Source organism: Georgenia sp. Marseille-Q6866 (assembly GCF_965111665.1).
Map to the genome: position 1 here is coordinate 241,474 of NZ_CBCOOR010000002.1, position 25,291 is coordinate 266,764.

A 25,291-nucleotide genomic window follows, 5' to 3' on the forward strand; every position below is an offset into this window, starting at 1 on the left:
TCAGCCCAGGTCGTCGGTCCGGGGGAGGTCGGCGAGCATCCGGATGAGCAGGGCCCGCAGCTGGGCGGTCTCCGACGGGCTGAGGGAGCTGCCGATGAGCGCCTCCACGGACTGTGCCCGGTCCAGGGCCGTGAGCGCGTCCCGGCCGTCCTCCGTGAGGGAGACGACGTGCCGGCGGCGGTCCTCGGCGTGAGGGGTGCGGGTGATGTGGCCGCTGGCCTGCAGCCCGCGCAGGACCCGGCCGATCGTCTGCTCGGTGACGTGCATCTGCGCGGCGATCTCGCGCTGGGACAGCGAGCCGCGCGCCAGGACGACGAGCACCGGCACCGACGCGTGCGTGAGCTCCCACTGGGCCAGGTAGGCGTCCCAGGCGCGCTCGACGCGCCGGGCCGCCGCGGACAGCAGCCGGCCGGTCGGCCAGGTCTCGGGCGGCGGGAAGGCCGCGCCCTCCGTCGCGGTGCGCGTGCCCCCGGCTCCCGGTGAGCGGTCCAGCTCTCGGTCGGTCACGATGTCCTTCCGGTTGCGCGCCTCGGGCGACTCGATCATATTACTAAGCGTGCTTAGTGTTAAGGGTGGCGAGTCCGGCCCCAGTCACCGTAAGTCCGACGGTCGTCGCGGCGCACTCGTGCGCGCGCTCCTCACCGTCCTCGTCCTCCTCGCCTGGCTCGCCGTCGGCGGTCTGGGCGGCATGGCGCAGGGCTCGCTGTCGGAGGTGCAGACCAACGACCAGGCCGCGTTCCTCCCCTCGAGCGCCGAGTCGACCCGCGCCGACGAGCTCGCCCAGGAGTTCGCCGGGGACCAGCCCCTGCCGGCACTGCTCGTCGCGACGGCGTCCGGCGGCGGCGAGCTCTCCCCGGAGCAGCTCGCCGCGGCCGAGGAGTTCGCCGGGCAGGTGCCCGAGCTCGAGCTGGGGGACGGCCGAGTCCTCCGTGACGTCCTCGAGGGTCCCGTCCCCGTCGTCCCCGCCGAGGACGGCGAGGCCATCCTCCTACCGGTCTCGATCAACGGTGACGAGGCCGAGGAGAACGTCGGTGACACGGGGGAGCGGACCGGCAACGTCGTCGTCACCGAGCTGCGCACCCTCGCGGCGGACACGCTCGCCGACGCGGACCTCGACACCTGGGTGACCGGGCCGGCCGGCTTCGTCTCGGACCTCGGCGCCGCCTTCGGTGGCATCGACGGCGTCCTGCTCCTGGTCGCGCTCGTCGTCGTGCTCGTCATCCTCGTCGTCGTCTACCGCTCCCCGATCCTGCCCTTCACCGTCCTGCTCACCGCGGTCTTCTCCCTGTGCGCCGCCGCCCTCGTCATCAAGCCGCTCGCGGGCAGCGGTGCCCTCCTCCTCAACGGCCAGAGCCAGGGCATCTTGTCGATCCTCGTCATCGGCGCGGCCACCGACTACTCCCTGCTCCTCGTCGCCCGCTACCGCGAGGAGCTCACCCGCAACGCCGAGCCGCGCCAGGCGATGGCCAAGGCGTGGCGTGCCTCCGTGCCGCCCGTCCTCGCCTCCGCCGGCACCGTCATCGCCGGCCTGCTGTGCCTGCTCCTGTCGGACCTCGGCTCCAACGCGAGCCTCGGTCCGGTCGGCGCGATCGGCATCGCCGCCGCCGTCGTCGGCGCCCTCACCCTCCTCCCGGCGCTGCTCCTCGTCGCGGGCAGCCGCTCCCGCGCGCTGTTCTGGCCGCGCCGGCCCCAGTACCGCCCCGACGCCGCCCCGGCCTCGGAGAACGCCACGGGCCTGTGGGGTCGCATCGCCGGCGCGGTCGCCCGCCGCCCGCGCCTCATCTGGGGCACGACCGCCGTCGCCCTCCTCGCGCTCGCCGCCTTCCTGCCCACCCTGCAGGCCGAGGGCACCGGCGAGGGGGACGTCTTCCTCAACCCGACCGAGGCGGTCGAGGGCCAGGACGTGCTCGTCGAGCACTTCGAGGGCGCCGGACAGGTGCAGCCGCTCGTCGTCATCACCGCCGAGGGCAGCGCCGAGGACGCCGTCGAGGCGATCGAGGGCGTCGAGGGCGTCGAGAGCGCCCAGCTCTTCACCGGTGAGGACGACGCCCCCGTCGTCGTCGACGGCCTCGTCGAGATCCAGGCCGCCACCACCGCGACGTCGGAGAGCCAGGAGGCCACAGTCGTGGCCGGCGAGGTCCGGGACACCGTCCGCGGCGTCGACCCCGACGCGCTCGTCGGTGGCGCCGCGGCCCAGCGCCTGGACACGCAGGAGACGGCGGAGCAGGACCTGCGGACGATCGTCCCGCTCGTCCTCGCGGTCATCTTCGTCATGCTCGTCATCCTGCTGCGGGCCATCGTCGCGCCGCTGGTCATCCTCGCGGTCAACGTCCTGTCCTTCGCGGCCACGCTGGGACTGTCGGCGATCTTCTTCAACCACGTCTTCGACTTCCCGGGCGCGGACGCCTCCGTCCCGCTCTTCGGCTTCGTCTTCCTCGTGGCGCTGAGCATCGACTACTCGATCTTCCTCATGACCCGGGTGCGGGAGGAGGCGCTGGAGCACGGCACCCGCAGCGGCGTGCGCCGGGGCCTGACGATGACCGGTGGTGTCATCACCTCCGCCGGCCTCGTGCTCGCCGCCACCTTCGGCGCGCTCGTCGTCATCCCGCTGCTCTTCCTCGTCCAGCTCGCCTTCATCGTCGCCGTCGGTGTCCTCATCGACACCTTCATCGTCCGCAGCCTCCTCGTCTCCGGGCTCGTCTACGACATCGGCCGGAACGTATGGTGGCCCTGGAAGGCCCGCGTGCCCGAGGACGAGGACGACTCGACGGCGGCCGCGAAGGAGACGACGGCGGTGGGGAGCAGCGCATGAGTCAGGACCGGCCGGCGCTCGTGCGCCAGCTCGCGGTGACCGTCGCCTACGTCGTGTGCGTGGTCGGCTCGCTCATCGGGGTGGGCCTCTTCGGCGGCACGCCCATCGCCGAGGCCGCCGGCGGCGTGCTCGCCGCCGACTCCACCCACCTCGCCCCCGACTCCCCGGCGTTCTCCGTGTGGAGCGTCATCTACGGCGGCCTGGGGCTGTACACGCTGTGGCAGTGGTGGGACCGCACCGACCGGCGCCGGATCGCCTGGCTCGTCGTCGCGTCCCTCGTGCTCAACGCCGCCTGGATCCTCACCGTGCAGGCCGGGCAGGTGTGGCTGAGTGTCGTCGTCATCGTCGCGCTCCTCGCCGTGCTCGCGCTCACCTTCCAGCGGCTGCTCGCGGTCCCGCCGCGCAGCCGGGTGGAGGCGCTCGTCGCGGACGGCACGATGGGGCTCTACCTCGGCTGGGTGAGCGTGGCGACCTGCGCCAACACCGCCGCCGCGCTGCTCGACAGCGGCTTCACCGGTGGCGGCGCCCCCGAGTGGTGGGCGGTCGGCGTGCTCGCCGCCGTCGCCGTCGTCGGGGTGGCCGTCGCCGTGGTCGGCCGCGGACGGCTCGCGCCCGCCGCCACCATCGTGTGGGGACTGAGCTGGATCGCCGTGGCCCGCACCTCCGGTGCGCCCGAGTCGACCACCACCGCTGTCGCGGCGGTGACGGCCGCCGCCGTCGTCGCCGGCGTCACGATCGTCGTGCGGCTGCGCACGGGAGCTGAGACACGAGTCGGAAGACAGGAGACCACGACATGACCGCCTCGACCGAGGACCTGGTGACGCTGCTGGCCGAGGACGGCACGGCCATCGGCACGGCCCCGCGGCCGACCGTGCACACCGCGGAGACGCCCCTGCACCTCGCCTTCTCCTGCTACCTCACCGACGCGAGCGGCCGGCTCCTGCTCACCCGCCGGGCGCTGAGCAAGAAGACGTGGCCCGGGGTGTGGACCAACTCCTTCTGCGGGCACCCGCGGCCGGGGGAGGACATCGCCGAGGCGATCACGCGCCACGCCCGCCACGAGCTCGGCCTCGAGGTCACCGACGTGCGCCCCGCCGTCCCCGACTTCCGCTACCGCGCCGTCGACGCGTCCGGCATCGTCGAGAACGAGATCTGTCCCGTCTTCGTCGCGACGACCACGCAGGAGCCGGAGCCCAACCCGGAGGAGGTCGCCGAGCACCGGTGGGTCGAGCCCCGCGAGGCCGTGCAGACCGTCGAGGTCGCGCCGTGGGCCGTCAGCCCGTGGATGGTCGCGCAGGTCGAGCGTCTCGTGGCCGCCGGCCACCTGCCTGAGAGCGCCTCCGGATGAGCGCCCCACCGCGCGAGACGGTGGACACCGCGCCGGTGGACGCCGCGCTCGCCGGCTTCTTCACCGACGGCACGCGCCACCTCGTGGGCGTGGAGCACACCCGCCTGTGGGCCGCGCTCCGGGACGCCTCGGCGGGCGGCAAGCGGCTGCGGCCCATGCTGTTCCACAGCGTCTACCTCGCCCTGGGCGGGCGGCAGACCGACGTCGCCGCGCAGGTGGGGGCCGCCCTCGAGCTGCTCCACACTGCGCTCGTCGTCCACGACGACGTCATCGACGGCGACACGGTCCGCCGTGGCCGGCCCAACGTCGTCGGCGCCTTCGCGGCCGACGCGCGCGGGCGCGGCCACGACGCCGAGCGCGCCACTCACTACGGGCAGAGCGCGGCCATCCTCGCGGGCGACCTCGCCCTCGCCGGAGCCGTCCGCGTCATCGCGCTGTGCGGGGCGAGCCCGGCCACCGTCGCGCGCATGCTCGACCTCGTGGACCGGGCGCTGCACCTCAGCGCCGCCGGCGAGCTCACCGACGTGCGCCTCAGCCTCGAGGGCGACGCCGACGTCCCCTCCGTCATCACGATGGAGCACCAGAAGACGGCGGTGTACTCCTTCGAGCTGCCGCTCCAGCTGGCCGCGGTGCTCGCGGGGGCCCACGCCGAGCACGAGGCCGCGCTCACCCGCTTCGCCCGGCTCCTCGGCATCGTCTACCAGATCCGCGACGACCTCGACGGCATGTTCGGTGACGAGGCGGCCACCGGGAAGAGCTCGGTCTCGGACCTGCGTGAGGGCAAGTGCACCCCGCTCATGGCCTACGCCCGCACCACCCCCGCGTGGGCGCAGATCCGCCCCTACCTCGCCTCCGGCACCGCCGACGACGACGACGCCGCGCGCGTCCGTCTCCTCCTCGAGGAGTGCGGGGCGCGGGCCTTCGTCGAGGGGCTCGCCGAGGAGCTGACCGGTGAGGCCCGCGAGGCCGTCGCGCACCTGCCCGAGGCCCCGCTCCTGGACGAGTGGGCCAGTGCCGTCACCCGCGGGGCGAGGGCGGCGTGAGCCAACCGTCCCGCCGGCCCGCCGCGGCCTCCCGGTACGACGACGTCGCCAGCCGCAGCGCCGCCGTCGTCATCGCCACGTACTCGACGTCCTTCGGGTGGGCGTGCCGCCTGCTCGCGCCCGGCGACCGGGAGCACGTGCGCAACATCTACGCGCTCGTGCGGGTCGCCGACGAGGTCGTCGACGACCCCGACCAGTCGTGGTCCGCCGCCGACCGCGGCGCCATGCTCGACGCGCTCGAGGAGGACACCGGGCAGGCGCTGCTCAGCGGCCGCAGCGCCAACCTCGTCGTCCACGCCTTCGCCCGCACCGCCCGCCGCTACGGCATCGGCCCCGAGCTCATCACCCCGTTCTTCGCCTCGATGCGCGCGGACCTGTCCGTCGACGCGCACGACGAGGCGAGCCTGGCCGAGTACGTCCACGGCTCGGCGGAGGTCGTCGGGCTCATGTGCCTGCGCGTGTTCGTCGACGGCGACGACGACACCTACGAGCGCCTCGCCTCGGGCGCCAGCCGCCTGGGCGCCGCCTTCCAGAAGGTGAACTTCCTGCGCGACCTCGGCCAGGACCACGACGCGCTGGGGCGCACGTACTTCCCGGGGCTGGACCCTGCTGCCTTCACCGATGCCCACCGCGACGCCCTCCTCGACGACATCGACGCGGACCTGGCCGCCGCCGAGCGCGCGCTGGTCCGGCTGCCCTCGAGCAGCCGCCGCGCCGTGCGGGTGGCTCACGGCCTGTTCAGCGAGCTGTCCCGGCGGCTGCGGGAGACCCCCGCCACGCAGATCCGGTCAGAGCGGGTGCGGGTCCCCGACCCCGTCAAGGCGCGCATCGTGCTGCGCGGGACCCTCACGGGAGGACGTCGATGACCCACTCGGCCGCACCGGGCGGGGCGGCGCGCGCCGACGCGCCCACCGCCGTCGTCGTCGGGGGAGGGATCTCGGGGCTGGCGACGGCCGCCCTGCTCGCCCGCGACGGCTTCCGCGTCGAGCTCCTCGAGCAGCGCGAGGAGGTGGGCGGCCGCGCCGGCAGCTGGAGCGCCGAGGGCTTCCGCTTCGACACCGGCCCGTCCTGGTACCTCATGCCCGAGGTCTTCGACCGGTTCTTCGGGCTGCTCGGCAGCTCGAGCGCCGAACAGCTCGACCTCGTCACGCTCGACCCCGCCTACCGGGTCTTCTACGAGGGGCACACCGAGGCGCTGGACGTCCTGCCGGACCGCGAGGCCAACCTCGCCGCCTTCGAGCGGGTCGAGCCCGGGGCCGGCCGCCGCCTGGCGCAGTACCTCGACACCGCGCAGGAGACCTACGACATGGCGCTGCGCCACTTCCTCTACACGAGCTTCACCTCGTGGCGGGACCTGGCCGTGCCGGACGTCGCCCGCCGGGCCCACCGGCTGCTCCCGCTCCTGGGCCGCTCGCTCAAGGCGCACGTCGCCGCGAGCTTCACCGACCGCCGGCTGCGCCAGATCCTCGGCTACCCGGCGGTCTTCCTCGGCTCCTCGCCCGACCGCACGCCGAGCATGTACCACCTCATGAGCGCCCTCGACCTCACCGGCGGGGTCCAGTACCCGCAGGGCGGCTTCACCCGGCTCATCGAGGCCGTCACCGGGCTCGCCGAGCAGCAGGGAGTCACCGTCCGCACCGGCGCCACGGTCACCGCCGTGACGACCGAGTCCGGCCCCCGGGGCCGGCGCCGCCCGCGGTCCCGCGTCACGGGCGTCCGCTACCGCGACGCCGCCGGCGCCGAGCACCGGCTGCGTGCCGACGTCGTCGTCGCGGCGACGGACCTCCACCACGTCGAGACCGAGCTGCTCCCGCCCGCCGTGCGCGAGCGGCCCGCCCGCTGGTGGCAGCGGCGCGACCCCGGCCCCGGCGGCGTGCTCGTCTACCTCGGCGTGGACGGCAAGCTGCCCCAGCTGCCCCACCACACGCTCCTGTTCACCGAGGACTGGGACCGCAACTTCCGCGACATCCGCGAGGGGCGCGTGCCGAGCCCCGCCTCCGCCTACGTGTGCACGCCCTCGCGCACCGACCCGGGCGTCGCGCCCGCGGACGCGGAGAACGTCTTCATCCTCGTCCCGGTCCCCGCCGACCCGTCCCTCGGGCGCGGCGGTGTCGACGGCGGCGGGGACCGCGCCGTCGAGGAGATCGCCGACGCCGCCATCGACCAGCTCGCCTCCTGGACCGGGATCGCGGACCTGCGCGAGCGCATCCGGGTGCGCCGGACCGTCGGGCCCGGTGACTTCGCCGCGGACCTCAACTCCTGGCGCGGGGGCATGCTCGGCCCGGCGCACACCCTGCGGCAGAGCGCCTTCTTCCGGCCGGGCAACGCCTCGCGGAAGGTGAGCGGCCTGTACTACGCCGGGGCGAGCACCATCCCGGGCATCGGGCTGCCGATGTGCCTCATCAGCGCCGAGATCGTCCGTGACCGGGTGCACGCCGAGATGGCACTGTGGGCCTCGTGATCGCTCTTGCCTACCTCGCGGCGCTGCTCGTCTCGCTCGGCTGCATGGCCCTGCTCGACGCCCGCTTCCGGCTCGTCCTGTGGGCCGACGCCCGGCGCGGCGCCCTCGTGCTCGCCGTCGGCGTCGCGTTCTTCCTCCTGTGGGACGTCGCCGCGATCGCCTCCGGCTTCTACCACCGCGGGGAGAGCGACGCGATGACCGGCATCATGCTCGCCCCCGAGCTGCCCCTGGAGGAGCTCGTCTTCGTCACCTTCCTCTGCTACCTCACCCTCGTCCTCCACGGGCTCGTCCTCCTGCTCCTGCGCTCGCGCCGCACGACGACGGCGGAGGTGGGCTGAGTGAGCTACCTCCTGCTCGCGGGCCTGTTCCTGGTGCCCGTCCTCGCCACCGCCGTCGTCGCCACCCGGGTGCGGCGGCTGGGCCGGCGCTGGTGGGCGGCGACGGCGGTCACGCTCGTCACGCTGTTCGTCCTCACGGTCGTCTTCGACAGCCTGATGATCGCCGCCGACCTCTTCCGCTACGACGAGTCCCAGCTCACCGGGGCCCGGCTCCTCCTCGCGCCGGTCGAGGACCTCGCCTGGCCGCTCGCCTCGGTGCTGCTCCTGCCCGCGCTGTGGGAGCTGCTGCGCCCCCGCCGGGCCGACGAGGAGCGAGCATGAGCGACACCGCCACCAGCGCGCTGCGCCAGCTCCTCGGCTCCTCGCGGCCGGTCAGCTGGATCAACACCGCCTACCCCTTCGCGGCGGCCTACCTCATGGCGGGCGGCGGCGTGGACCTCGCGCTCGTCGTCGGCACGCTGTACTTCCTCATCCCCTACAACCTGCTCATGTACGGGGTCAACGACGTCTTCGACTACGAGTCGGACCTCCGTAACGCGCGCAAGGGCGGCATCGAGGGGATCGTCCTCGACCGCCGCTGGCACCGCACGACGATCTGGGCGTCGGTGCTGAGCAACCTGCCCTTCGTCGTCGCCCTCGTCCTGCTCGGCTCGGCGGCCTCGACGGCGGTGCTCACCGTCAGCGTGCTCGCCGTCATCGCCTACTCCGCCCCCGTGCTGCGCTTCAAGGAGCGGCCCGTCCTCGACTCGCTCACCTCGAGCACCCACTTCGTCAGCCCTGCGGTCTTCGGGCTCGTCCTCGCGGGCGGCTCCCTGGAGGGGGCGGCGCTCGCCGCGCTCGTCGCCTTCTTCCTGTGGGGGATGGCGTCCCACGCCTTCGGGGCCGTCCAGGACGTCACGGCGGACCGGGAGGCGGACATCTCCTCCGTCGCGACGTGGCTCGGCGCCGCCCGCACCACCCGGCTGTCCCTCGGGCTGTACGCGGCGGCCGGTGTGGCCGCGCTGTGGACGGGGTGGCCGGGCGCGCTGGCCGCCGTCCTCGTCGTGCCCTACATCCTCTCGATCTGGCCCTACCGCTCCCTGCCCGACGCGCGCTGCGAGGAGGCCAACGCCGGGTGGCGCCGGTTCATCTGGTTCAACCTCGGCACCGGCTTCCTCATCACCCAGCTCCTCATCGCCATCGCCTGGACCCGCTGATGGCCGATGAGCACCCGACCCGCCCCACCACGCCCTCCGGCGTGCTCCTCACCGTGCCCGGGCCGCGCCCCGCGCGGGTCGCAGCGCAGGCCGTCGCGGTGGCTGCCGTCCTCAGCATCCCGGCGGCGATCGCCGTCGACGCCGTCGCCGCGGCGGTGGCCCTCCTCGTCCTGGGCGGAGTCACGCTCGCCCGGGTGCTCTTCCTCCCCGCCACCCTCCAGGCGCTGCTGGGTGCCGCCCTCATCGCCGCCGGCTGGGCCAGCGCCGTCGGGCTCTACGAGACGGTGCCGTGGGTGGACGTGCCCGCCCACCTGCTCGTCAACGGCCTCATCGCCGCAGCGCTCGGCATCGTCATGCTGCGCGGCGGCCTGCTGGCCGGGCCCGCCACCCGCGCCGGCCGGGCCGGCATCGCGCTGACGACGGCGAGTATCGGCGTGGCCCTCGGCGTGCTGTGGGAGATCGCCGAGTGGGCCGGGTTCACCTACGTCGACGACTCCGTGTACGTCTCCTACGGCGACACGATCGGTGACCTCACCGCAGGCGGGGTGGGCTCCGTCGTCGCCGGTCTGCTCGTGGCCCGGTGGGCGAGGTGAGCCCGCTGAGCGTGAGCGTCGTCATCCCGGCGCTCGACGACGCGCCCGCCCTCGAGCGCTGCCTCACCGCCCTGGGACGCCAGACGGTGGCGCCGCTCGAGGTCGTCGTCGTCGACAACGGCTCGCGTGACGCGACGGCGGAGGTGGCCCGCCGGTACGGCGCGCGCGTCGTCGACGAGCCGCGGCGCGGGATCCCCATGGCGGCGGCGGCCGGCTACGACGCCGCGCGCGGCGACGTCATCGCCCGGCTCGACGCCGACTCGCTGCCCGGCCCCGACTGGCTCGAGCGCATCGCCGCCGCGATGGCCGACCCGCGCCGGGACGCCGTCACCGGCGTCGGGAGCTTCTACGAGCTGCCCCGCGCTGGCCGCGTCGTCTCCGCCGTCTACCTCGGCGCCTACTACGGGCTGTGCTACCTCGCGCTCGGCCACCACGCGCTGTGGGGCTCGAGCATGGCGGTGCGGCGCACCAGCTGGCTCGCCGTGCGCGCCGCGGTCCACGACGACGATGCCGAGCTCCACGACGACCTCGACCTCGCCTCCGCCCTCGGCCCGCGCCGCCGGGTGCGGCTGGACCGCTCGATCGTCGTCGGCGTCTCCGCGCGCAGCCTCGTGGGGCTGGGCCAGCTGCGCCGCCGCTTCCGCCGTGCCTTCCGCACCCTGGCCGTCAACTGGCGGGTGGCTCCGCCGTGGACGCGGTGGGCGGTGCGCCTGGGACTGCCCGCGAGGGACGGGGCGGCATGAGGGTCTGGTCGGTGCACCCGCGCTACCTCGACCGGCAGGGGCTCGTCGCGTGCTGGCGCGAGACGCTGCTGGCACAGGCGGTGCTCGCCGGGCGGACCAAGGGCTACCTCAATCACAGCCAGCTCGTCCGCTTCCGGGCGACGGCGGACCCGCTCGCGTCGGTCTGCGCCTACCTCGGCGTGCTCGCCGTCGAGGCCGACGAGCGGGGCTACCGCTTCGACCGCAGCCGCATCGACCGAGCCGTGGCACTCGACGCCGTCGCCCCGCTGCCGGTGACCGAGGGGCAGGTCGCCTACGAGTGGGCCCACCTGCTCGCCAAGCTCGCCGTGCGCAGCCCCGACCGCTACGCCCTCGTCCGGGACGTCACGGACGTCGAGGTCCACCCCTCTTCGTGCGGGTCCCGGGCCCCGTCGAGCCCTGGGAGAAGACCTGAACCGGCTTCCCCCCCCCCCCCCTCTCCCCCGCCACCTCAGCGCTCGGCGGGAGGGAAGGGGAGTGGGGGAGCGGAAGTGTGGGGGAGTGGGGACCGCTGTCCCAGGACGGCCACGGGGGTCAGCGGGTCGGCCTATCCTCGGGAGGAGGAGCGAGAGATGGGCAGCGACGTATGAGTGACCTGATCGACACCACCGAGATGTACCTCAAGACGGTCTACGAGCTGGAGGAGGAGGGCGTGGTGCCCATGCGGGCACGCATCGCCGAGCGCCTCGGCCACTCCGGCCCGACGGTGTCCCAGACGGTCGCCCGCATGGAGCGCGACGGCCTGCTCCACCTGGAGGAGGCGCGGCGCATCCGCCTGTCCGACCTCGGCCACGAGCGCGCCACCCAGGTCATGCGCAAGCACCGCCTCGCCGAGCGGCTCCTCACCGACGTCATCGGGCTGGACTGGGAGTACGTCCACGAGGAGGCGTGCCGCTGGGAGCACGTGATGAGCGAGCAGGTCGAGCACCGCCTCGTCGCGCTGCTCGACCACCCCCACCACGACCCCTACGGCAACCCCATCCCCGGGCTCGCCGAGCTCGGGGAGCGCAGCCTCGCGCCCGTCGACCCGCCGCTGCAGCCGCTGGCCGCCGTCGTCGGCACCCCGGAGGCTGAGGTCGTCCTGCGACGCATCGGGGAACCCCTCCAGGTGGACGTCGAGCTGCTCGCCCGCTTCTCCGAGGCCGGGGTGCGCCCCGGGACGCGCCTGACCGTCCAGCGCGGCGCGGGCTTCGTCTCCCTCCAGGCCGAGGGCTCCGAGCTCGTCCTCGACGTCGCCGAGGACGTCACGCGGCACCTCTTCGTCGACGCCTGAGAACCGCGAGATTTTGCGGTTCTTGCCGCCCCACAGGTGTGAGTCGTGACACGAGGCCCACAGGCTTCGTAACCAGAACGTGACAATTGGCTTGACGCTCAGGTAGTGTCCGACTCGCTCCTCACGCCCTCCAGTGATGAGCCCATGGACGGAGCCCAACCCTGCCGCCGCCCGTGGTCCCAAGAGAATGACCGTCGGCAGGGGCGGGGGAACCAGGTAGTGGCGGTCGGCTCCGGTCGGCCCCTAGGGGTGAAGCCCGTCCGCAAGGACGGGCCGGGTGAACTCCCATCCGAACCCGACAGCTCACCTCGTCGGCAACACAGGAGAGGCAGTTCGTGACCGTAACTATGCCTGGGGCGCGCCACCGCGCAGCGTGCCGTCCCACCACCCCCTTCACCGCTCTCAGCCAGGCCGTCGCCGGCCCGGCGGCCCGCCGCGGCATGCTCGTCGCCGCGTCCTCGGGCCTGGCCCTGACGATGGCCGCCAGCACCGCCGTCGCCGCGCCGGAGGGCTCCTCCCTCCCGCAGGTCGACGTCTCCGCGCTCTCGAGCCAGGCCCGCACGGCCCTGACGGTCAACCCGACCGTCTCCGTGCCCGCCGACGTCGAGTTCGCCGTCGCCGACGTGGCCGTGGCCGCGACGCCGCCGAAGACCACGGTCGCCGAGGACTCCGACCCCATCGCCGAGCACATCGCCGCGGAGGAGGCCGCTGCTGAGGCTGCCGCCGCCGCCGAGGCGCAGGCCCTCGTCGCCGCCCGGTCCACCGAGACCGCCTCCCGCAGCGGGGCGTCGACGTCCTCGTCCTCCTCCTCCTCCGCAGCCGTCGCGGAGGAGAGCGCCACCCAGGCCGCCCCCGCGCCGGCCGCCTCGGGCAACGCGATCGTCGACATCGCCTTCCGCTACGTCGGCACCCCGTACGTGTGGGGCGGCTCCAGCCCCTCGGGCTTCGACTGCTCCGGCTTCACCTGGTACGTCTTCCAGCAGGCCGGGATCAGCATCCCGCGCAGCTCCAGCGCGCAGGCCGGCGCCGGCACCGTCGTCTCGGCCGCCGAGGCCCAGCCCGGTGACCTCGTGTGGTGGCCCGGTCACATCGGGATCTACCTGGGCGACGGCCAGCACATCGCCGCCCGCAATCCCTCCAAGCCCCTGCAGGCCGGTCCGATCTCGGACGTCGGCCGCGGCACCCCCACCTTCATCCGGGTGGGCTGAGCCCCAGCACGCTTGCCCGACGGGCCCGCACCGACTCGGTGCGGGCCCGTCGGCGTCCCTGCCGAAGCGCCGCGGCGCCGCGCGCGAGGGAGCACAATGGGGGCAACGGCTCCCGACCTGGAGGGTGACATGCCCCGCGAGAACGTCGTCATCGTCGGTGTGGACGGTTCCGAGACGAGCACTGCGGCCCTGGACTGGGCCGCGGCAGAGGCCCGCCGGCTCGGCTGGCGTCTCCACGTCGTGTGCGCGTACGCGGTGCCGGCCTTCACCGTCGCCTCCCTCGACGGCGGCTTCGCGGCCGTCGACGACTCGGCGATCCAGGCCGGGGCGCAGGCGGTCCTCGACGAGGCCGTCGAGCGGGTCGGTGACGAGCTCGACGTCACCTGCGCCCTCGAGCTCGGGGACCCGACCGGCGTGCTCGTCGAGCTCTCCCGGCAGGCCGGGCTCGCCGTCGTCGGCACGCGGGGTGGCGGCGGCTTCGCCGACCGGCTCCTCGGCAACGTGTCCTCCTCCCTGCCCGCCCACGCCCACTGCCCCACGGTCGTCGTGCCCCGCACCCCCGAGGGGCAGCCCGGCTTCACGCCCGTGCGCCAGATGGTCGTGGGTGTCGACGGCTCGGAGTCGGCGACCATCGCGCTGCGCCGCGCCGTCGACGAGGCCGTCCTGTGGGACGCCCACCTGACCGCCGTCGCCGCTGTCCCCATCGGTGGCGGGTCCGGCTCCCTCGCCTGGCTGCCCGCCGCCGTCGACCGTGACGACGTCCTCGCCGACGTCAAGGTCGGTCTCAGCGTCGCCGTCGACCGCGCCGTCGAGGGCCGCCAGGTCCGCGTCAGCCAGCACGCCCTGGACGGCAACGCCGCCGCCCTCCTCGCCGAGTTCTCGACGGCGGTCGACCTCGTCGTCGTCGGCTCCCGCGGCCGGGGCGGCTTCGCGGGGCTGCTCATGGGCTCCACCAGCCAGGCCGTGCTCCACCACGCCGTCTGCCCGGTCATGGTCGTGCCCGCCCGCTCGGCCCGCGAGGAGGAGGCAGGCCCGGCCGACGTGCCGTGGCGCCGCCGCTGACGTGGCGAGGCTCACGCGTGCCACGCCGCCGGTGACCCCGGGTGTGCCTAGGCTCTAGGCACACCCGAGATGAAAGGGGCTGCCGTGCGCCCATCCCGCGACGCGACGCCTCGGCACTTCCTCATGTGCCGACCGACGTACTTCACCGTGAGCTACGAGATCAACCCGTGGATGCACCCCACCGTGCCGACCGACACGGACCTGGCGGTCGCCCAGTGGCAGGAGCTCCACGACACCTACGTCCGCCTCGGGCACCGCATCGAGCTCATCGACCCGATCGAGGGCCTGCCGGACATGGTCTACGCCGCCAACGGCGGCCTGGTGAGCGACGGCGTCATGTACACCGCGAAGTTCACCTACCCCCAGCGCATGCCCGAGGGCCCCGCCTACGCGCAGTGGTTCGCCGACCACGGCTACCGGGTGCACGAGGCGACCGAGACGAACGAGGGCGAGGGCGACATCCTCACCGTCGGTGACTACGTCCTCGCCGGCACGGGCTTCCGCACCTCCACCGCCTCGCACGCCGAGCTGCAGGAGGTCATCGGCAAGCCGGTCATCACCCTGCGCCTCGTGGACCCGCGGTTCTACCACCTCGACACCGCCCTCATGGTCCTGTCGGACACGGAGATCGCGTACTACCCCGAGGCCTTCAGCGAGGGCAGCCGCCGGGTGCTGGAGCGGCTCTTCCCCGACGCCGTCATCGCCACCGAGGCCGACGCCGTCGTCCTCGGGCTCAACGGGGTGAGCGACGGCCGCCACGTCATCCACAACCCGCGGGCGACGGACCTCGCCGCGGCACTGGCCGAGCGGGGCTTCGAGCCCATCGGCATCGACACCTCCGAGCTGCTCAAGGGCGGCGGCGGTGCCAAGTGCTGCACGCTGGAGATCCGGGCCTGAGCCGTCGCGCCCGTCAGCCCGGCCAGCCGGCCTGACGGGCGCGCTCGAGCCACCCGATGTCGACGGCGGACGGCGGCGCGTCCGCGACGATGTCGAGCACGCGGCGGGCGTCCTCCGTCACCGCGTCGACGACGCCGTCCCACAGGTCGCCGAGGACCGAGCGGGCCTCCTCAGCGGCGGACAGGAGGAAGCCGCGCGCGGCCTCGATCGCAGCGAGGGTCTGCGCCGCGCCGTCGGCGTGTTCCCGCAGCGCCTGGGCGACGTCGTCGACACGGTCCGCGCCGCGCGTCGTCGCCTCGGCGTGGTCGAGAAGGACCACCTGGTACTCCTCGGCGGCGACGGAGCGCCAGCCGATCGTCTCGCGCAGGGCGACGAGGTCCGCGCCCAGCTCGCGTGCCTGCTCGGCGACGTCGTCCATCTGCCCGGCGAGCCCGCGCAGGTCCTCCGGTGCCTCAGCGAGTCCCACGGTTCTCCCTCCGGCCGGTCACGGTCGCCACTCAGGGTCGGCGGCGGGCGGCCCGAAGCGCTCGTAGAGCCCGGTGGGGCCGGCGCCCTGGTGGGTGAAGCCGAGGTCGCGGGCGTCGAGGACGACGCCGCCGGGAGCGGTGAGGACCGTGCTCACGTCGGTGGGGACGAAGGCCGCGGTGTCCCACCCCGCGTGGACGAGCCGGTCGAGGACGGCCAGCTGCTCCTCGGGGTCCGCGCTGGACGTCGCGGCGTCGATGACCACCTGCTGCCCCCACGTGGCGCCCGACCGCACCTGGACCTCCGCGGACGTCACGGTGTCCAGGGCGGTGAGCTCGGCGGTGAGCCGCTCGCTCTCGGTGGCGAGGTCGGGGGAGGCGGGCGCGGGCGTGCCGGCGCCGTCGGAGCAGGCGGGCAGGAGGAGCAGGAGCCCGAGGGCGCCGCACGCCAGCAGCCGCCTCACCGGTGCTCCTGGGAGACGTCGTACTGGAAGACCTGCGCCTCACCGTCGCGCACCTGGGCGAACTGCGCCTCCAGGTCCTGCAGCGCGAGGGCGAGGGCGGGGTCCTCGGCGGCCTGCGCGCTGACGAGCGCGGCGGTGTCGGCGTAGACGCCGCCGCCGTGGGCGGAGATCGGCGAGCCGGCCGTGACGCCGTCGGCGCCGTGGACGTCCCGCGTGACGGTGGTCCAGCCCGGGGCGCCGGGGTTGGGGCTGCCGTCGAGGCGGGGCACCGGGTCCTGGGTGTGCTCGATGGACAGGACGGCGACGTCGTCGGGGACGTCCATGCCCGCGACCGGCGAGCCGCCGGTGACGACCTGCGTGACGTGCAGCCCGTTGCCCGGGTCGGCGGCGAGCGCGGCCGCGACGATCCCGCCCTGGCTGTGCCCCGCGAGCGTGACCGGCTGGGACTGCAGCTCGCTGAGCGGGACGCCCTGCTGGGCGGCGACCTCGCTCATCGACTGGTGCACCGCCTCGAGCACGGCCGCCTCCATCGCGGTGTCGTAGCCCGCCATGAGGTGGAGGTTCGTCGCGAGGTTGGAGGGGTTGCTGCCGGACTCGGGCGCCCAGTCCTGGGTGCCGGGGATCTCGACGATCCAGCTGTGGCCGCCCGCGCCGTCGGGCACGGCGGTGACCCGCACCTCCGAGGCGTCGCCGTCCCCGAGCCGGCCGATGTTGCCGAAGAGCGCGGCGAGGCTGTCGGCGGCGGTGCCGTCCGGCGCCGGGTCCGGCGTCACGGTCGGCGTGCCGTCGGCGAAGAGCCCCATGAGCCCACCGGCGCCGATGACGCCCGCCACGACCTGCTCGTAGCTCAGCGGCACGGGCGGGAAGGTCCACGGGGTGATCGCGCTGAGGACGAGGGGGACCTCGGTGCCGAGGACCCACGGCAGCGCGGCGACGATCGAGTCGGTCACCCACGGCTCGTCGTAGAGCCCGCCGAGCACCGTGTCGAGCGGGTCCTGCCCGACCTCCTCGACCCACGCGGCGAAGGCGTCCGGTGTGAGGGCGTCGGCCACGTCCGCCGGCAGGGCGTCCAGGAGGAGCGCGGACAGCGCGACCCCACCGGCCGTGAGCAGCCCCGCGTGGAGGACGACGACGCCCGTCACGGTCCGCCCCGCCTCGGCCAGCCGCGCGAGCGCGGCGTCGGTCTCCTCGTACACGGTGGCCGAGCCCCGCAGGAAGACGGCGGCGGCCTCGTACTCGAGGGCCACCCACGCCAGCCCCTCCGGGGGCAGCTGCGCCTGGGCCACCTCGGCGAGCACCCGACCTCCCGTCACCGGGGAGAGCACCTGGGAGGACAGGACCGCCTCGTGGGTGGCGACGGCGGCCACCCGCAGCGCGAGCTCCCGGGCGGCGTCGCCCTTGGCGTCGAGGATCTCCGCGGTGGCGCGCATGTCCTCCACGCGCGCGAGGACGCCCGCGGCCCCACCGGTGACCGTGAGGGTCACAGCACCTCCTCGGCGTGGAGGAGGCCGGTCAGTGCGGTGAGCAGGCCGTTGCGGACGCGCAGGAGGTCGGTGCGGCGCAGGGTGACGCCGTGCGTCGTCGCGTCGACGAGCTCGACGACGTCTGCCTCCGTCCAGAGCCACACGCCGTGGAAGGCGAGGGCGCCGTCGTCGTGCCGGCGGGCCGCGCTCACGCAGGCCCCTCCGGTGAGGTCGGTGGAGACGGCGCCGAGCACCGACAGGGCGGAGGCGGGCAGGCCCGACAGGTGGAGGGCGACGTCCTCACGGCCCAGCCGCAGCGCCTGGGCGATGGCGGCCGACTCGGGCCAGCCGACGCGCACGGGGGAGCGGTCGGTGGGCGGGCCGCCCACGTGGTGGGGCAGCGCGCGCATCACCTGTGCCAGCAGCCCACCGGCGGCGGAGAGGGAGACCTCGACGACGGGCTCCTGCTCGAGCACCGTCTCCCCTCCCGGTGAGCGCACCATGCGCCGACGGCGGGCGAGGGCGGCGGTGCGCCCGGCGCTCCACGCGACGGCCTCGTTGACGACGACGTCCCCGGACCAGGAGGAGACGTCGACGCGGACGTCGGACTCGAGCAGCATGAGCATGCCCAGCATGCACGACGGCGTGAGCCCGGTGACGTCGTCGCGCTCGGGGGTGTGGGTGGCCAGGCCGCGCAGCTGGAGGCTCGCCCAGGCGCGCGCCCGCTCGCCGGGGGTGAGCGGCTCGTCGGGGTCCAGGCCGAAGGCCTCGGGCGCGAAGCCGGCGGGCGTCACCGCACCGGGGACGCGGGAGAGGAGGGCGCGGCGCAGCACCGTCCACTCCGCGACGTCGAGGCGGAAGTGGGCCACCCTGCTGCGGTTCTGGCGCCCTTGCTGAACTGTCTGCGCGGACATCGTGCCCCCCGTTCTGGCTCCGGGTCACCACCGGCGCCTTCACCGCTCATCCTCACGGGCCGACAGGGCCGTGACCATGGGGAGAAGTGCCCATCGCAGGCGCCATCGGGATGATCCCGTCGCGCGCGCGGTCCTGCGAAGGAGGGAGCCCAGGAGTCTCATCCCGGGGCTGCGGGACCGGCCGGTCGTCCGGGTGCTGGGACGGGCACCGGCGGTGCGGGCCCCGGCACCCGCGGTGTGGTTAGCATCGCCGAGAACCATCCAGAGCAGCCGAGAGACCTGGCTCGTCGACGCTGCAGCAACCCGGCCCACGGGTGCTCCCGCCAGGACGCGATGGAGGAACCATGACGACCTCGACCACCCGCCCCGCCTGTCCCGGCCCCGGCGGGTACCCCGACCCGGACCCCACGTGGGGCAGCGCGACCCGGGCCGTCCACGCCGGGCACGAGCGCACCGGCTTCCACGAGACCTCCGAGGCCCTCTTCCTCACCCAGGGCTTCGTCTACGCGGCCGCGGCCGACGCCGAGGCCGCCTTCGAGGGGGAGGCGGACCGCTTCACCTACAGCCGCTACGAGAACCCCACGGTGCGCACCTTCGAGGAGCGGCTGCGCGCGCTGGAGGGCGCGGAGGCCTGTGCTGCCACCGCCACGGGCATGTCCGCCATCTTCTCCACGCTCGCGGCGCTCGTGCGCAGCGGCTCGCGGGTGGTCGTGGGCCGGGCCGTGTTCGGCTCGACGATCACGCTCCTCGAGGACATCCTCGCCGGCTGGGGCGTGGTCACCGACTACGTCGACGCCCACGACCTCGAGGACTGGCGCCGAGCGCTGGCCACCCCGGCCGACGTCGTCCTCTTCGAGACCCCGTCCAACCCGATGCAGGACATCGTCGACGTCGCCGGCGTGAGCGCACTCGCCCACGCGGCGGGCGCCGTCGTCGTCGTCGACAACGTCTTCGCCACCCCGGTGCTGCAGCGCGTGCTGCCCCAGGGGGCCGACATCGTCGTCTACTCGGCCACCAAGCACATCGACGGCCAGGGGCGCACGATGGGCGGCGCCGTCCTGGGCAGCCGAGAGTTCGTCGAGGGGCCGCTGCGGCTCGTGCTGCGGACCACGGGGCCGTCGCTCAGCCCCTTCAACGCGTGGGTGCTCCTCAAGGGCCTGGAGACGCTGCCGCTGCGGATGCGCGCCCAGAGCGACGCGGCCCTCGAGCTGGCGCGGTGGCTGGAGACGCTGCCGCGGGTGGGCCGGGTGCGCCACCCCTTCCTCGACTCCCACCCGCAGGCGGAGCTCGCCCGCGCGCAGATGAGCGGCGGGGGCAGCGTCGTCACCTTCGACGTCGCAGTCGGCGGGCGGCCGGCGAACCGTGAGGAGACCTTCGCGTTCCTCGACGCCCTGCGCCTCGTCCTCATCTCCAACAACCTCGGCGACGCGAAGTCGATGGTCACCCACCCCGCGACGACGACGCACCGGCGCCTGGGCCCCGACGGCCGCGCCCGCGTGGGCATCAGTGACGCGACCGTCCGGCTGTCGGTGGGGCTGGAGGAGCTCGCCGACCTGCGCACCGACATCGCCCAGGCCCTCGCCGCCGTCCCCACCAGCTGACGCCCGCCGCGCTGCTCCGCCGCCCGCCCGCTCGCACGCCGCTGCGCCGCCCGCTCGCACCCCGCTGCGATACCTGCTCGCACCCCGCTGCAGAAACTGCTTCCGGCTGCGGATATATCGACAGCGCGGAGCAGTTTCTGCAGCGGAGTGCGCGGAGGTACGGGCGCCGGGTACGGGCGCCGGGTGCGGGCGTGGGACGCGGGCGAGGGGCGCCGGCGAGGGCTGGGGGAGGGCGTCAGGTGCGCCGGCGGCGCTGGCGGCGGACGGACCGGTCGATGCGCCACAGCGCCAAGGCCGTCATCGCCTCGAGGGAGGGGCGCAGCAGCGCAGCCGTCAGCCGGCATGGGAGCGGGCCGCGCAGGTGGACGCCGTCCTCGACCCAGTCGACGACGGCGCGGGCGGGGCCGTCGGGCTGCACCGTGATGACGACCTCACCGAGCAGCAGCGGCCCCGTCTTGACCAGGCGCAGCTCGCGGGGGGCGTCGGCGTGGGTGACGCGCATCCGGTCGACGAGCACGAGCGCGGAGCGGCCCACGACCTCGTCGCCCGCGCGCAGCGCCCGTGCCGGTGCGTCCACCCGGGTGAGCGGGATCCAGCGGCCGTGGTGCCGGGCGGCGGTGACGACGGCGTAGGCCCACTCCTGCGGCAGGTCGAGCGTGCGGCTGGCCATGACCCAGAGCCTATGTGCGTCCGGCCCGGCCCGCCGAGTACGCTGGTCCCGCCCCGCCTCCGTAGCTCAGGGGATAGAGCACCGCTCTCCTAAAGCGGGTGTCGGCAGTTCGAATCTGCCCGGAGGCACCGCTCCGCGACCCTGTGCGGCACTGGGCGAGACTGTGACGCGGATCACAGGAAACTGTACGGAGGTTGGGTCTTGCGCTCCGACGAAAGGTGGAGCAGGATACTGCTCATAGGGCGTGACGCCTGCCCCCCGTGTGCGTCACGCCCTATACCTATTCCCCGGTGAAATCGCCCGCCCCGGCGGGTCGCACGGACCGGCGGCGTGGCGCTGGTTAGCGTGGGGTAATGACCCCCTCACCGCTCTTCGCCCGGCCTCCCGCGGGGCCCCGCCGCAGCGGCGGACAGGGTCCTGTCGGCCTCGTCGGCGGCCGCTCCGAGAGCGGCGAGCCCGACACCGCCACCAGTGCCCGCGCTCGCACCGTCGAGGACGCCGCCCAGCAGTGGCGTGAGCGCCTCGTCGCGCTCAGCGGTGCCAGTGCCCTCTCGGACGTCGCCATGCTCGGCGAGGCCGTCATCGACCTCACGGCCGCGCACCCCTCCGGGATCGCCCAGCTCTACTCCGGCCGCGCCACCCGGCTGTCCAACCTCGTGCGCGAGGGCGGCGCGCTCGTCGCGGCCCGCCGCTCGGCCCGCACCGTCGTCGCCCGCACCGACGAGCTCGCCCAGCGCTACGGCGTGGCCCCCACCTACCTCGCCGCCGGCATCGCCACGTGGACCGAGGTGCCGCCCCCCGTGCCCGTCACCGGCGACGACGGCGACACCCCGGCACCCGACGACGTCGCAGCGGACGAGGGGGCCACCGCGCCCGCCGAGCCGCGCACCGTCCGTGCGCCGGTCCTGCTGCGTCCCGTGCGCCTGACGCCGCGGGGCGGTCAGGTCGCGGACCTCGACCTCGAGCTCGAGCCGGCGGTGGACCTCAACACCGTCCTTGTGCGGGCGCTGCGCTCGCGCGGGGTGACCGCCGACCTCCACGCCATCGCCGCCGGCGCCCTCACCTCCGACGGCTTCTCCCCGCGCTCCACCCTCGGGCGGATCTCCCTGCTCGGCGAGGAGCACCTGCCCGACTTCACCCTCGAGGAGAGGGTCCTCATCGGCCCCTTCGTCCACCCGGGCCAGGTGCTCGTCGAGGACCTCGAGGCCATGCACGACGACCTCGTCGGCCACGACGTCGTCGCCGCCCTCGCCGGCGACGAGGACGCGCGCGCCGCGCTCGACCGCGTCCTGCCCGAGCGGGCGGGCGCCGACCGCCAGCCCCAGGCCGAGCGCGGTGTCGGGGACCTGGACCCCGACCAGCAGCGGGTCATCGACGCCGTCGCCGCCGGCACCGACGTCTTCATCGACGCGCCCCCCGGGGCCGACGTGCCGGCGACCCTTGCCGCCGTCGTCGCCGACGCCGTCGCGTCGGGCCGCCGGGTCCTCTACGTGCCCGGGACGCGGCGCGTGGGACGCGCGCTCGTCGAGGAGCTCGACCGCCTCGGTCTGCGCGAGCTCGTCCTCGACCTGTCCACCGACACCGGGTGGCGGGCCAGCGCGCCGCAGGAGCTGCGCGCCGGGCTCGCCGTCGAGGAGCCGCCGAGCGAGGTCGACACGGTCCGTGCCGTCCGCGCCCAGCTCGTCTCCGTGCGCGAGCGGCTCGCCGCCTACGTCACCGCCCTCCACACCTCCCGTCAGCCGTGGGGCTGCTCGGCGCACGCGGCGCTGCTCGCGCTCGCCGAGCTCACGGCCGCCCGGCCGGGGCCCCGGACAGAGGTGCGGCTCTCCGCCGACACCGTCCGCGAGCTCGCCGGTGACCGCCGCGAGCACGCCCGGGAACGCCTCGTCCGGGCCGCGTCCCTCGGTGCCTTCGACCTGCGCCCGCACGACACGCCCTGGTACGGCGCCCGGCTCGAGAGCGCCGACGCCGCCCGCCAGGCCCTCGAGCGCACGCAGCGGCTCTCCGGCGCCGAGCTGCCCCGTGTCCTGGCCGACGCCGAGCGCACCACCCGCGAGACCGGCCTCACCGCGGCCGGGACCCTGCGCGAGTGGCTCGAGCAGCTCGAGATGCTCGACGGCGTGCGTTCGGCGCTCGACGTCTTCGTCCCCCAGGTCTTCGAGCGCTCGGCGGCGGACATGGTCATCGCCACCTCCACTCGCGCCTGGCGCAAGGAGCAGGGCGTCACGATGTCGTGGGGCACCCGGCGCCGGCTGCGCAAGCAGGCCAAGGATCTCCTGCGTCCCGGCCGTCCCGTGGCCGACCTCCACGCCGAGCTCGTCCACGTCCAGGAGCAGCGCGAGGTGTGGCGCCGCCACTGCCCCACCGGCGGCTGGCCCCGGCTCCCCGAGGGTCTGTCGGAGATGACCCGCCACGCGCGCGCCGTCGAGAAGGACGTCCTCGCCCTCCAGGACGTCGTCGGCGCCGGCGCGGGCAGGCCGGACCTCCTCGACCTGCCCCTCGCGGACCTCGCCGCGCGCATGACCTCCCTCGGCGGCGACGGCGAGGCCGTCCGCCTCATGCCCGAGCGCTCTGCGGTGCTCGCCGACCTCGAGGGCCTCGGCCTCGGCGAGCTCGTCGCCGACCTCACCGAGCGTCGTGTCGTCGCCGCCCTCGCCGGCGCGGAGCTCGACCTCGCCTGGTGGACCTCCGTCCTCGAGGAGATCCTGCGCACCGACCCGGCGCTCGCCGGCTACGACGGCCCCGGCCTCGTCGCCCTGGCCGAGCGCTTCCGTGAGCTCGACGCCGCCCACGTGCGCACGCTGCCCGGCCCGGTCCGCCGTGCCGTCGTCCGCCGGCTGCGGGCCCTGGTCCGCGACCGCCGTGACGAGGCCGCGCAGCTCGAGGCCGAGCTGGGCACCGGCGTGGACCTGCGGCGCACCTACGCCCGGCACCCCGAGCTCCTCGGCGCGATCCGGCCCGGCTGGGTGGTGCCGCCGGTGCTCGTGCCCCAGCTCCTGCCGCCCGCGCGCTGCGTCGACCTCGTCATCCTCGACGGCGTCCACCACCTGCCCACCGAGCAGGCCGTCGGAGCGATCACCCGCGGCAGCCAGGTCGTGCTCGTCGGGGACTCCCGCCGCGGCGGCGACGGGCTCGTCTCCGAGCTCGCGCCGCTCCTGCCGGTCCTCACCCTGCCCACCGACCGCGCCGAACGCGAGGAGTCGATCGCGGCCTTCCTCGCGTCCCACGGCTACGAGGACGTCATCCAGCCCGTGCCGGACCCGCCGTCGCCGGGCCGCATCACCCTCGAGCTCGTCGAGGGCTTCGGGATGCCGGCCCCCGGCGCCGACGCCGTCGAGAGCGTCCAGGCGGAGGTGGACCGCGTCGTCGACCTCGTCATCGAGCACGCCCTGACGGCGCCGGACCAGTCGCTCGCCGTCGTCGCCCTCAACGCCCGGCACGCCGACCGGGTGCGTGAGGCCGTGATCTCCGCCGTCTCCGGGTCCTCGGCCGTGGCCCGTTTCTTCGCCGCGGACCGCGAGGAGCCCTTCGTCGTCGTGGACGCGGACGGTGCCGGAGGCCTGCGGCGCGACACCGTCGTCCTCACCCTCGGCTACGCCAAGACCCCGCACGGGCGGGTGCTTCACAGCTTCGGTGCGGTCAGCGGCCCGGACGGCAAGGCTTGCCTCATCGACGCCCTCGACGCCGTCCGGGAGCGACTCGTCGTCGTCTCCTGCATCGGCCCGGGCGAGATCGACCGCAGCCGGCTCCACACGCCCGGCCCGCTCCTCCTCGCCGACCTCGTCGACTGGGCCGCCGACCCGCAGCCCGCGCAGGACGTCGACGCCGTCGGCGCGGCACCCGACCCGCTCCTCGTCGACCTCGCCGAGCGTCTGTGGCGCCTGGGCCTGACGGTCGTGCCGCAGTACGGCGTCGACGGCGGGGTGCGGATCCCGCTCGCGATCGGGCACCCAGACCTGCCCGGTGAGCTGCTCGTGGCCGTCCTCACCGACGACGCCGCGTACGTCGCCGAGCCCAACCTGCGCCGCCGCGAGCGGCACTGGGTGCAGCGGCTCGCCTCCCGCGGCTGGCGCGTGCACATGGCCTTCTCCACCGCCGTCTTCACCGATCCGCAGCGGGAGGCCGAGGCGATCGTCGCGCTCGCCCTGGACGTCGTCGACGCCCGCCGCCGGGCCGCGGACCCGGTCCGCCCGCCCGCCGCGGCGCTGCCGCGCGAGGTGACGGACACGGATGAGGACGCGGCACCGCAGGAGCCGACTGCCGAGGTGGCTGAGCTGCAGGACCCGGCCGCCGAGGTCGCCGAGCCGAGCGCCGGCACGCTCGAGCCTGCGGCGCCGGTGACCGAGGATCCCGCTGCGGACGCCACGGAGGCTGGTGGGACCGCGGCCACCGAGCCGACGGCTGCCGAGCCGACTGGTGGCGAGCCGGTGGACCCCGAGCCGACTGGTGGCGAGCCGATGCGTGAGCCCGCACCGGATGCGCCGGGCGAGCGCGGCCCGCGCCCGCCGGTGACGCCCGGACTCCCGGTCGGCGCCTACTCCGACGACGAGCTTGACGACCTCGCGGCGTGGATCGACGCCGACGGCACCGAGCGGGACGAGGACGCCCTCGTCGAGGCCCTGCGCGAGGAGCTCGGGCTCACCCGCCGCGGGCTCGAGGTGGACGGCGTGCTGCGCACCGTCGCCGCGCGCCGCCGCTGATGGGGCGGCGCGGCTCGCACCGC

At 74.9% G+C, this 25,291-nt stretch carries 24 protein-coding genes, 1 tRNA gene and 1 riboswitch; of the genes, 19 read left to right on the forward strand and 6 right to left on the reverse strand.

From position 1 onward, the window contains the following. Positions 1-546 (reverse strand): MarR family winged helix-turn-helix transcriptional regulator, encoded by a 546-nt coding sequence (locus ACWPXV_RS03025; RefSeq protein WP_454083833.1) that lies wholly within the window; start codon positions 544-546, stop codon positions 1-3. 79 nt (positions 547-625) lie between these two features. On the opposite strand from ACWPXV_RS03025, the gene ACWPXV_RS03030 reads away from it, so the two are divergent. The 16 genes from ACWPXV_RS03030 (at position 626) to ddaH (ending at position 14,992) form a co-directional block, all read left to right on the forward strand. Beyond that, entirely contained in the window at positions 626-2,812 is a 2,187-nt protein-coding gene (locus ACWPXV_RS03030; protein ID WP_454083834.1) for an MMPL family transporter, read from the forward strand. Then, positions 2,809-3,609, forward strand: a complete 801-nt coding sequence (locus ACWPXV_RS03035) for a TspO/MBR family protein (RefSeq protein ID WP_454083835.1) — start codon at positions 2,809-2,811, stop codon at positions 3,607-3,609. The genes ACWPXV_RS03030 and ACWPXV_RS03035 overlap by 4 nt, the downstream gene beginning before the upstream one ends. Then, the gene (gene idi, locus ACWPXV_RS03040) at positions 3,606-4,160 is read left to right on the forward strand and encodes an isopentenyl-diphosphate Delta-isomerase (protein ID WP_454083836.1); all 555 of its coding nucleotides are present in this window, start codon (positions 3,606-3,608) and stop codon (positions 4,158-4,160) included. Before ACWPXV_RS03035 ends, idi begins: the two co-directional genes overlap by 4 nt. Beyond that, a complete protein-coding gene (locus ACWPXV_RS03045; protein ID WP_454083837.1) occupies positions 4,157-5,203 on the forward strand; it encodes a polyprenyl synthetase family protein in 1,047 nt (348 codons plus the stop codon). The genes idi and ACWPXV_RS03045 overlap by 4 nt, the downstream gene beginning before the upstream one ends. Beyond that, positions 5,200-6,069 carry a phytoene/squalene synthase family protein gene (locus tag ACWPXV_RS03050; protein ID WP_454083838.1) on the forward strand — a complete coding sequence of 290 codons (870 nt, stop codon included), beginning with the start codon at positions 5,200-5,202 and terminating at the stop codon, positions 6,067-6,069. Before ACWPXV_RS03045 ends, ACWPXV_RS03050 begins: the two co-directional genes overlap by 4 nt. Beyond that, positions 6,066-7,664 (forward strand): phytoene desaturase family protein, encoded by a 1,599-nt coding sequence (crtI, locus tag ACWPXV_RS03055; RefSeq protein ID WP_454083839.1) that lies wholly within the window; start codon positions 6,066-6,068, stop codon positions 7,662-7,664. The genes ACWPXV_RS03050 and crtI overlap by 4 nt, the downstream gene beginning before the upstream one ends. Then, on the forward strand, positions 7,664-8,002 hold the full coding sequence (locus ACWPXV_RS03060; protein WP_454083893.1) for a lycopene cyclase domain-containing protein: 339 nt from the start codon (positions 7,664-7,666) through the stop codon (positions 8,000-8,002). Before crtI ends, ACWPXV_RS03060 begins: the two co-directional genes overlap by 1 nt. Beyond that, positions 8,003-8,323: a lycopene cyclase domain-containing protein gene (locus tag ACWPXV_RS03065; protein WP_454083840.1), complete on the forward strand. Its 321-nt coding sequence runs from the start codon at positions 8,003-8,005 to the stop codon at positions 8,321-8,323. Then, positions 8,320-9,198 (forward strand): prenyltransferase, encoded by an 879-nt coding sequence (locus ACWPXV_RS03070; protein WP_454083841.1) that lies wholly within the window; start codon positions 8,320-8,322, stop codon positions 9,196-9,198. The genes ACWPXV_RS03065 and ACWPXV_RS03070 overlap by 4 nt, the downstream gene beginning before the upstream one ends. Then, entirely contained in the window at positions 9,198-9,791 is a 594-nt protein-coding gene (locus tag ACWPXV_RS03075; RefSeq protein ID WP_454083842.1) for a hypothetical protein, read from the forward strand. Before ACWPXV_RS03070 ends, ACWPXV_RS03075 begins: the two co-directional genes overlap by 1 nt. Then, positions 9,788-10,534 (forward strand): glycosyltransferase family 2 protein, encoded by a 747-nt coding sequence (locus ACWPXV_RS03080; protein ID WP_454083843.1) that lies wholly within the window; start codon positions 9,788-9,790, stop codon positions 10,532-10,534. The genes ACWPXV_RS03075 and ACWPXV_RS03080 overlap by 4 nt, the downstream gene beginning before the upstream one ends. Then, positions 10,531-11,142 carry a pyrimidine dimer DNA glycosylase/endonuclease V gene (locus ACWPXV_RS03085; protein ID WP_454083844.1) on the forward strand — a complete coding sequence of 204 codons (612 nt, stop codon included), beginning with the start codon at positions 10,531-10,533 and terminating at the stop codon, positions 11,140-11,142. Before ACWPXV_RS03080 ends, ACWPXV_RS03085 begins: the two co-directional genes overlap by 4 nt. Further along, entirely contained in the window at positions 11,139-11,825 is a 687-nt protein-coding gene (locus tag ACWPXV_RS03090) for an iron dependent repressor, metal binding and dimerization domain protein (RefSeq protein WP_454083845.1), read from the forward strand. The genes ACWPXV_RS03085 and ACWPXV_RS03090 overlap by 4 nt, the downstream gene beginning before the upstream one ends. Positions 11,826-12,004: 179 nt before the next feature. After that, a riboswitch (cyclic di-AMP (ydaO/yuaA leader) is annotated at positions 12,005-12,158 on the forward strand. Positions 12,159-12,160: 2 nt separating this feature from the next. Further along, complete coding sequence (locus tag ACWPXV_RS03095; RefSeq protein ID WP_454083846.1) at positions 12,161-13,033, forward strand: C40 family peptidase; 873 nt, start codon at positions 12,161-12,163, stop codon at positions 13,031-13,033. Positions 13,034-13,162: 129 nt separating this feature from the next. Continuing rightward, on the forward strand, positions 13,163-14,095 hold the full coding sequence (locus ACWPXV_RS03100) for a universal stress protein (RefSeq protein WP_454083847.1): 933 nt from the start codon (positions 13,163-13,165) through the stop codon (positions 14,093-14,095). Positions 14,096-14,164: 69 nt separating this feature from the next. Continuing rightward, on the forward strand, positions 14,165-14,992 hold the full coding sequence (gene ddaH / locus ACWPXV_RS03105; protein WP_454083848.1) for a dimethylargininase: 828 nt from the start codon (positions 14,165-14,167) through the stop codon (positions 14,990-14,992). A 13-nt stretch (positions 14,993-15,005) separates the two neighbouring features. Here the strand turns inward: ddaH and ACWPXV_RS03110 are convergent, their stop codons facing one another. Genes ACWPXV_RS03110 through ACWPXV_RS03125 form a run of 4 tightly spaced genes read right to left on the reverse strand, consistent with a single transcriptional unit; the run spans position 15,006 to position 18,252 of the window. Then, on the reverse strand, positions 15,006-15,458 hold the full coding sequence (locus ACWPXV_RS03110; RefSeq protein ID WP_454083849.1) for a hypothetical protein: 453 nt from the start codon (positions 15,456-15,458) through the stop codon (positions 15,006-15,008). A gap of 18 nt (positions 15,459-15,476) precedes the next feature. Continuing rightward, positions 15,477-15,920, reverse strand: a complete 444-nt coding sequence (locus ACWPXV_RS03115; protein WP_454083850.1) for a hypothetical protein — start codon at positions 15,918-15,920, stop codon at positions 15,477-15,479. Then, positions 15,917-17,404: a hypothetical protein gene (locus ACWPXV_RS03120; protein ID WP_454083851.1), complete on the reverse strand. Its 1,488-nt coding sequence runs from the start codon at positions 17,402-17,404 to the stop codon at positions 15,917-15,919. The genes ACWPXV_RS03115 and ACWPXV_RS03120 overlap by 4 nt, the downstream gene beginning before the upstream one ends. Beyond that, the gene (locus ACWPXV_RS03125) at positions 17,401-18,252 is read right to left on the reverse strand and encodes a hypothetical protein (RefSeq protein WP_454083852.1); all 852 of its coding nucleotides are present in this window, start codon (positions 18,250-18,252) and stop codon (positions 17,401-17,403) included. The genes ACWPXV_RS03120 and ACWPXV_RS03125 overlap by 4 nt, the downstream gene beginning before the upstream one ends. Positions 18,253-18,641: 389 nt before the next feature. On the opposite strand from ACWPXV_RS03125, the gene ACWPXV_RS03130 reads away from it, so the two are divergent. Next, complete coding sequence (locus ACWPXV_RS03130; RefSeq protein WP_454083853.1) at positions 18,642-19,898, forward strand: O-succinylhomoserine sulfhydrylase; 1,257 nt, start codon at positions 18,642-18,644, stop codon at positions 19,896-19,898. A 235-nt stretch (positions 19,899-20,133) separates the two neighbouring features. Here ACWPXV_RS03130 and ACWPXV_RS03135 read toward each other — a convergent pair whose 3' ends face one another. Then, positions 20,134-20,568, reverse strand: a complete 435-nt coding sequence (locus tag ACWPXV_RS03135) for a hypothetical protein (RefSeq protein ID WP_454083854.1) — start codon at positions 20,566-20,568, stop codon at positions 20,134-20,136. A 55-nt stretch (positions 20,569-20,623) separates the two neighbouring features. On the opposite strand from ACWPXV_RS03135, the gene ACWPXV_RS03140 reads away from it, so the two are divergent. Both ACWPXV_RS03140 and ACWPXV_RS03145 read left to right on the forward strand, forming a co-directional pair. Beyond that, positions 20,624-20,696 (forward strand) — tRNA-Arg (locus ACWPXV_RS03140). A 225-nt stretch (positions 20,697-20,921) separates the two neighbouring features. Beyond that, the gene (locus tag ACWPXV_RS03145) at positions 20,922-25,268 is read left to right on the forward strand and encodes a hypothetical protein (RefSeq protein WP_454083855.1); all 4,347 of its coding nucleotides are present in this window, start codon (positions 20,922-20,924) and stop codon (positions 25,266-25,268) included. The last annotated feature ends 23 nt before the right edge of the window (positions 25,269-25,291 follow it).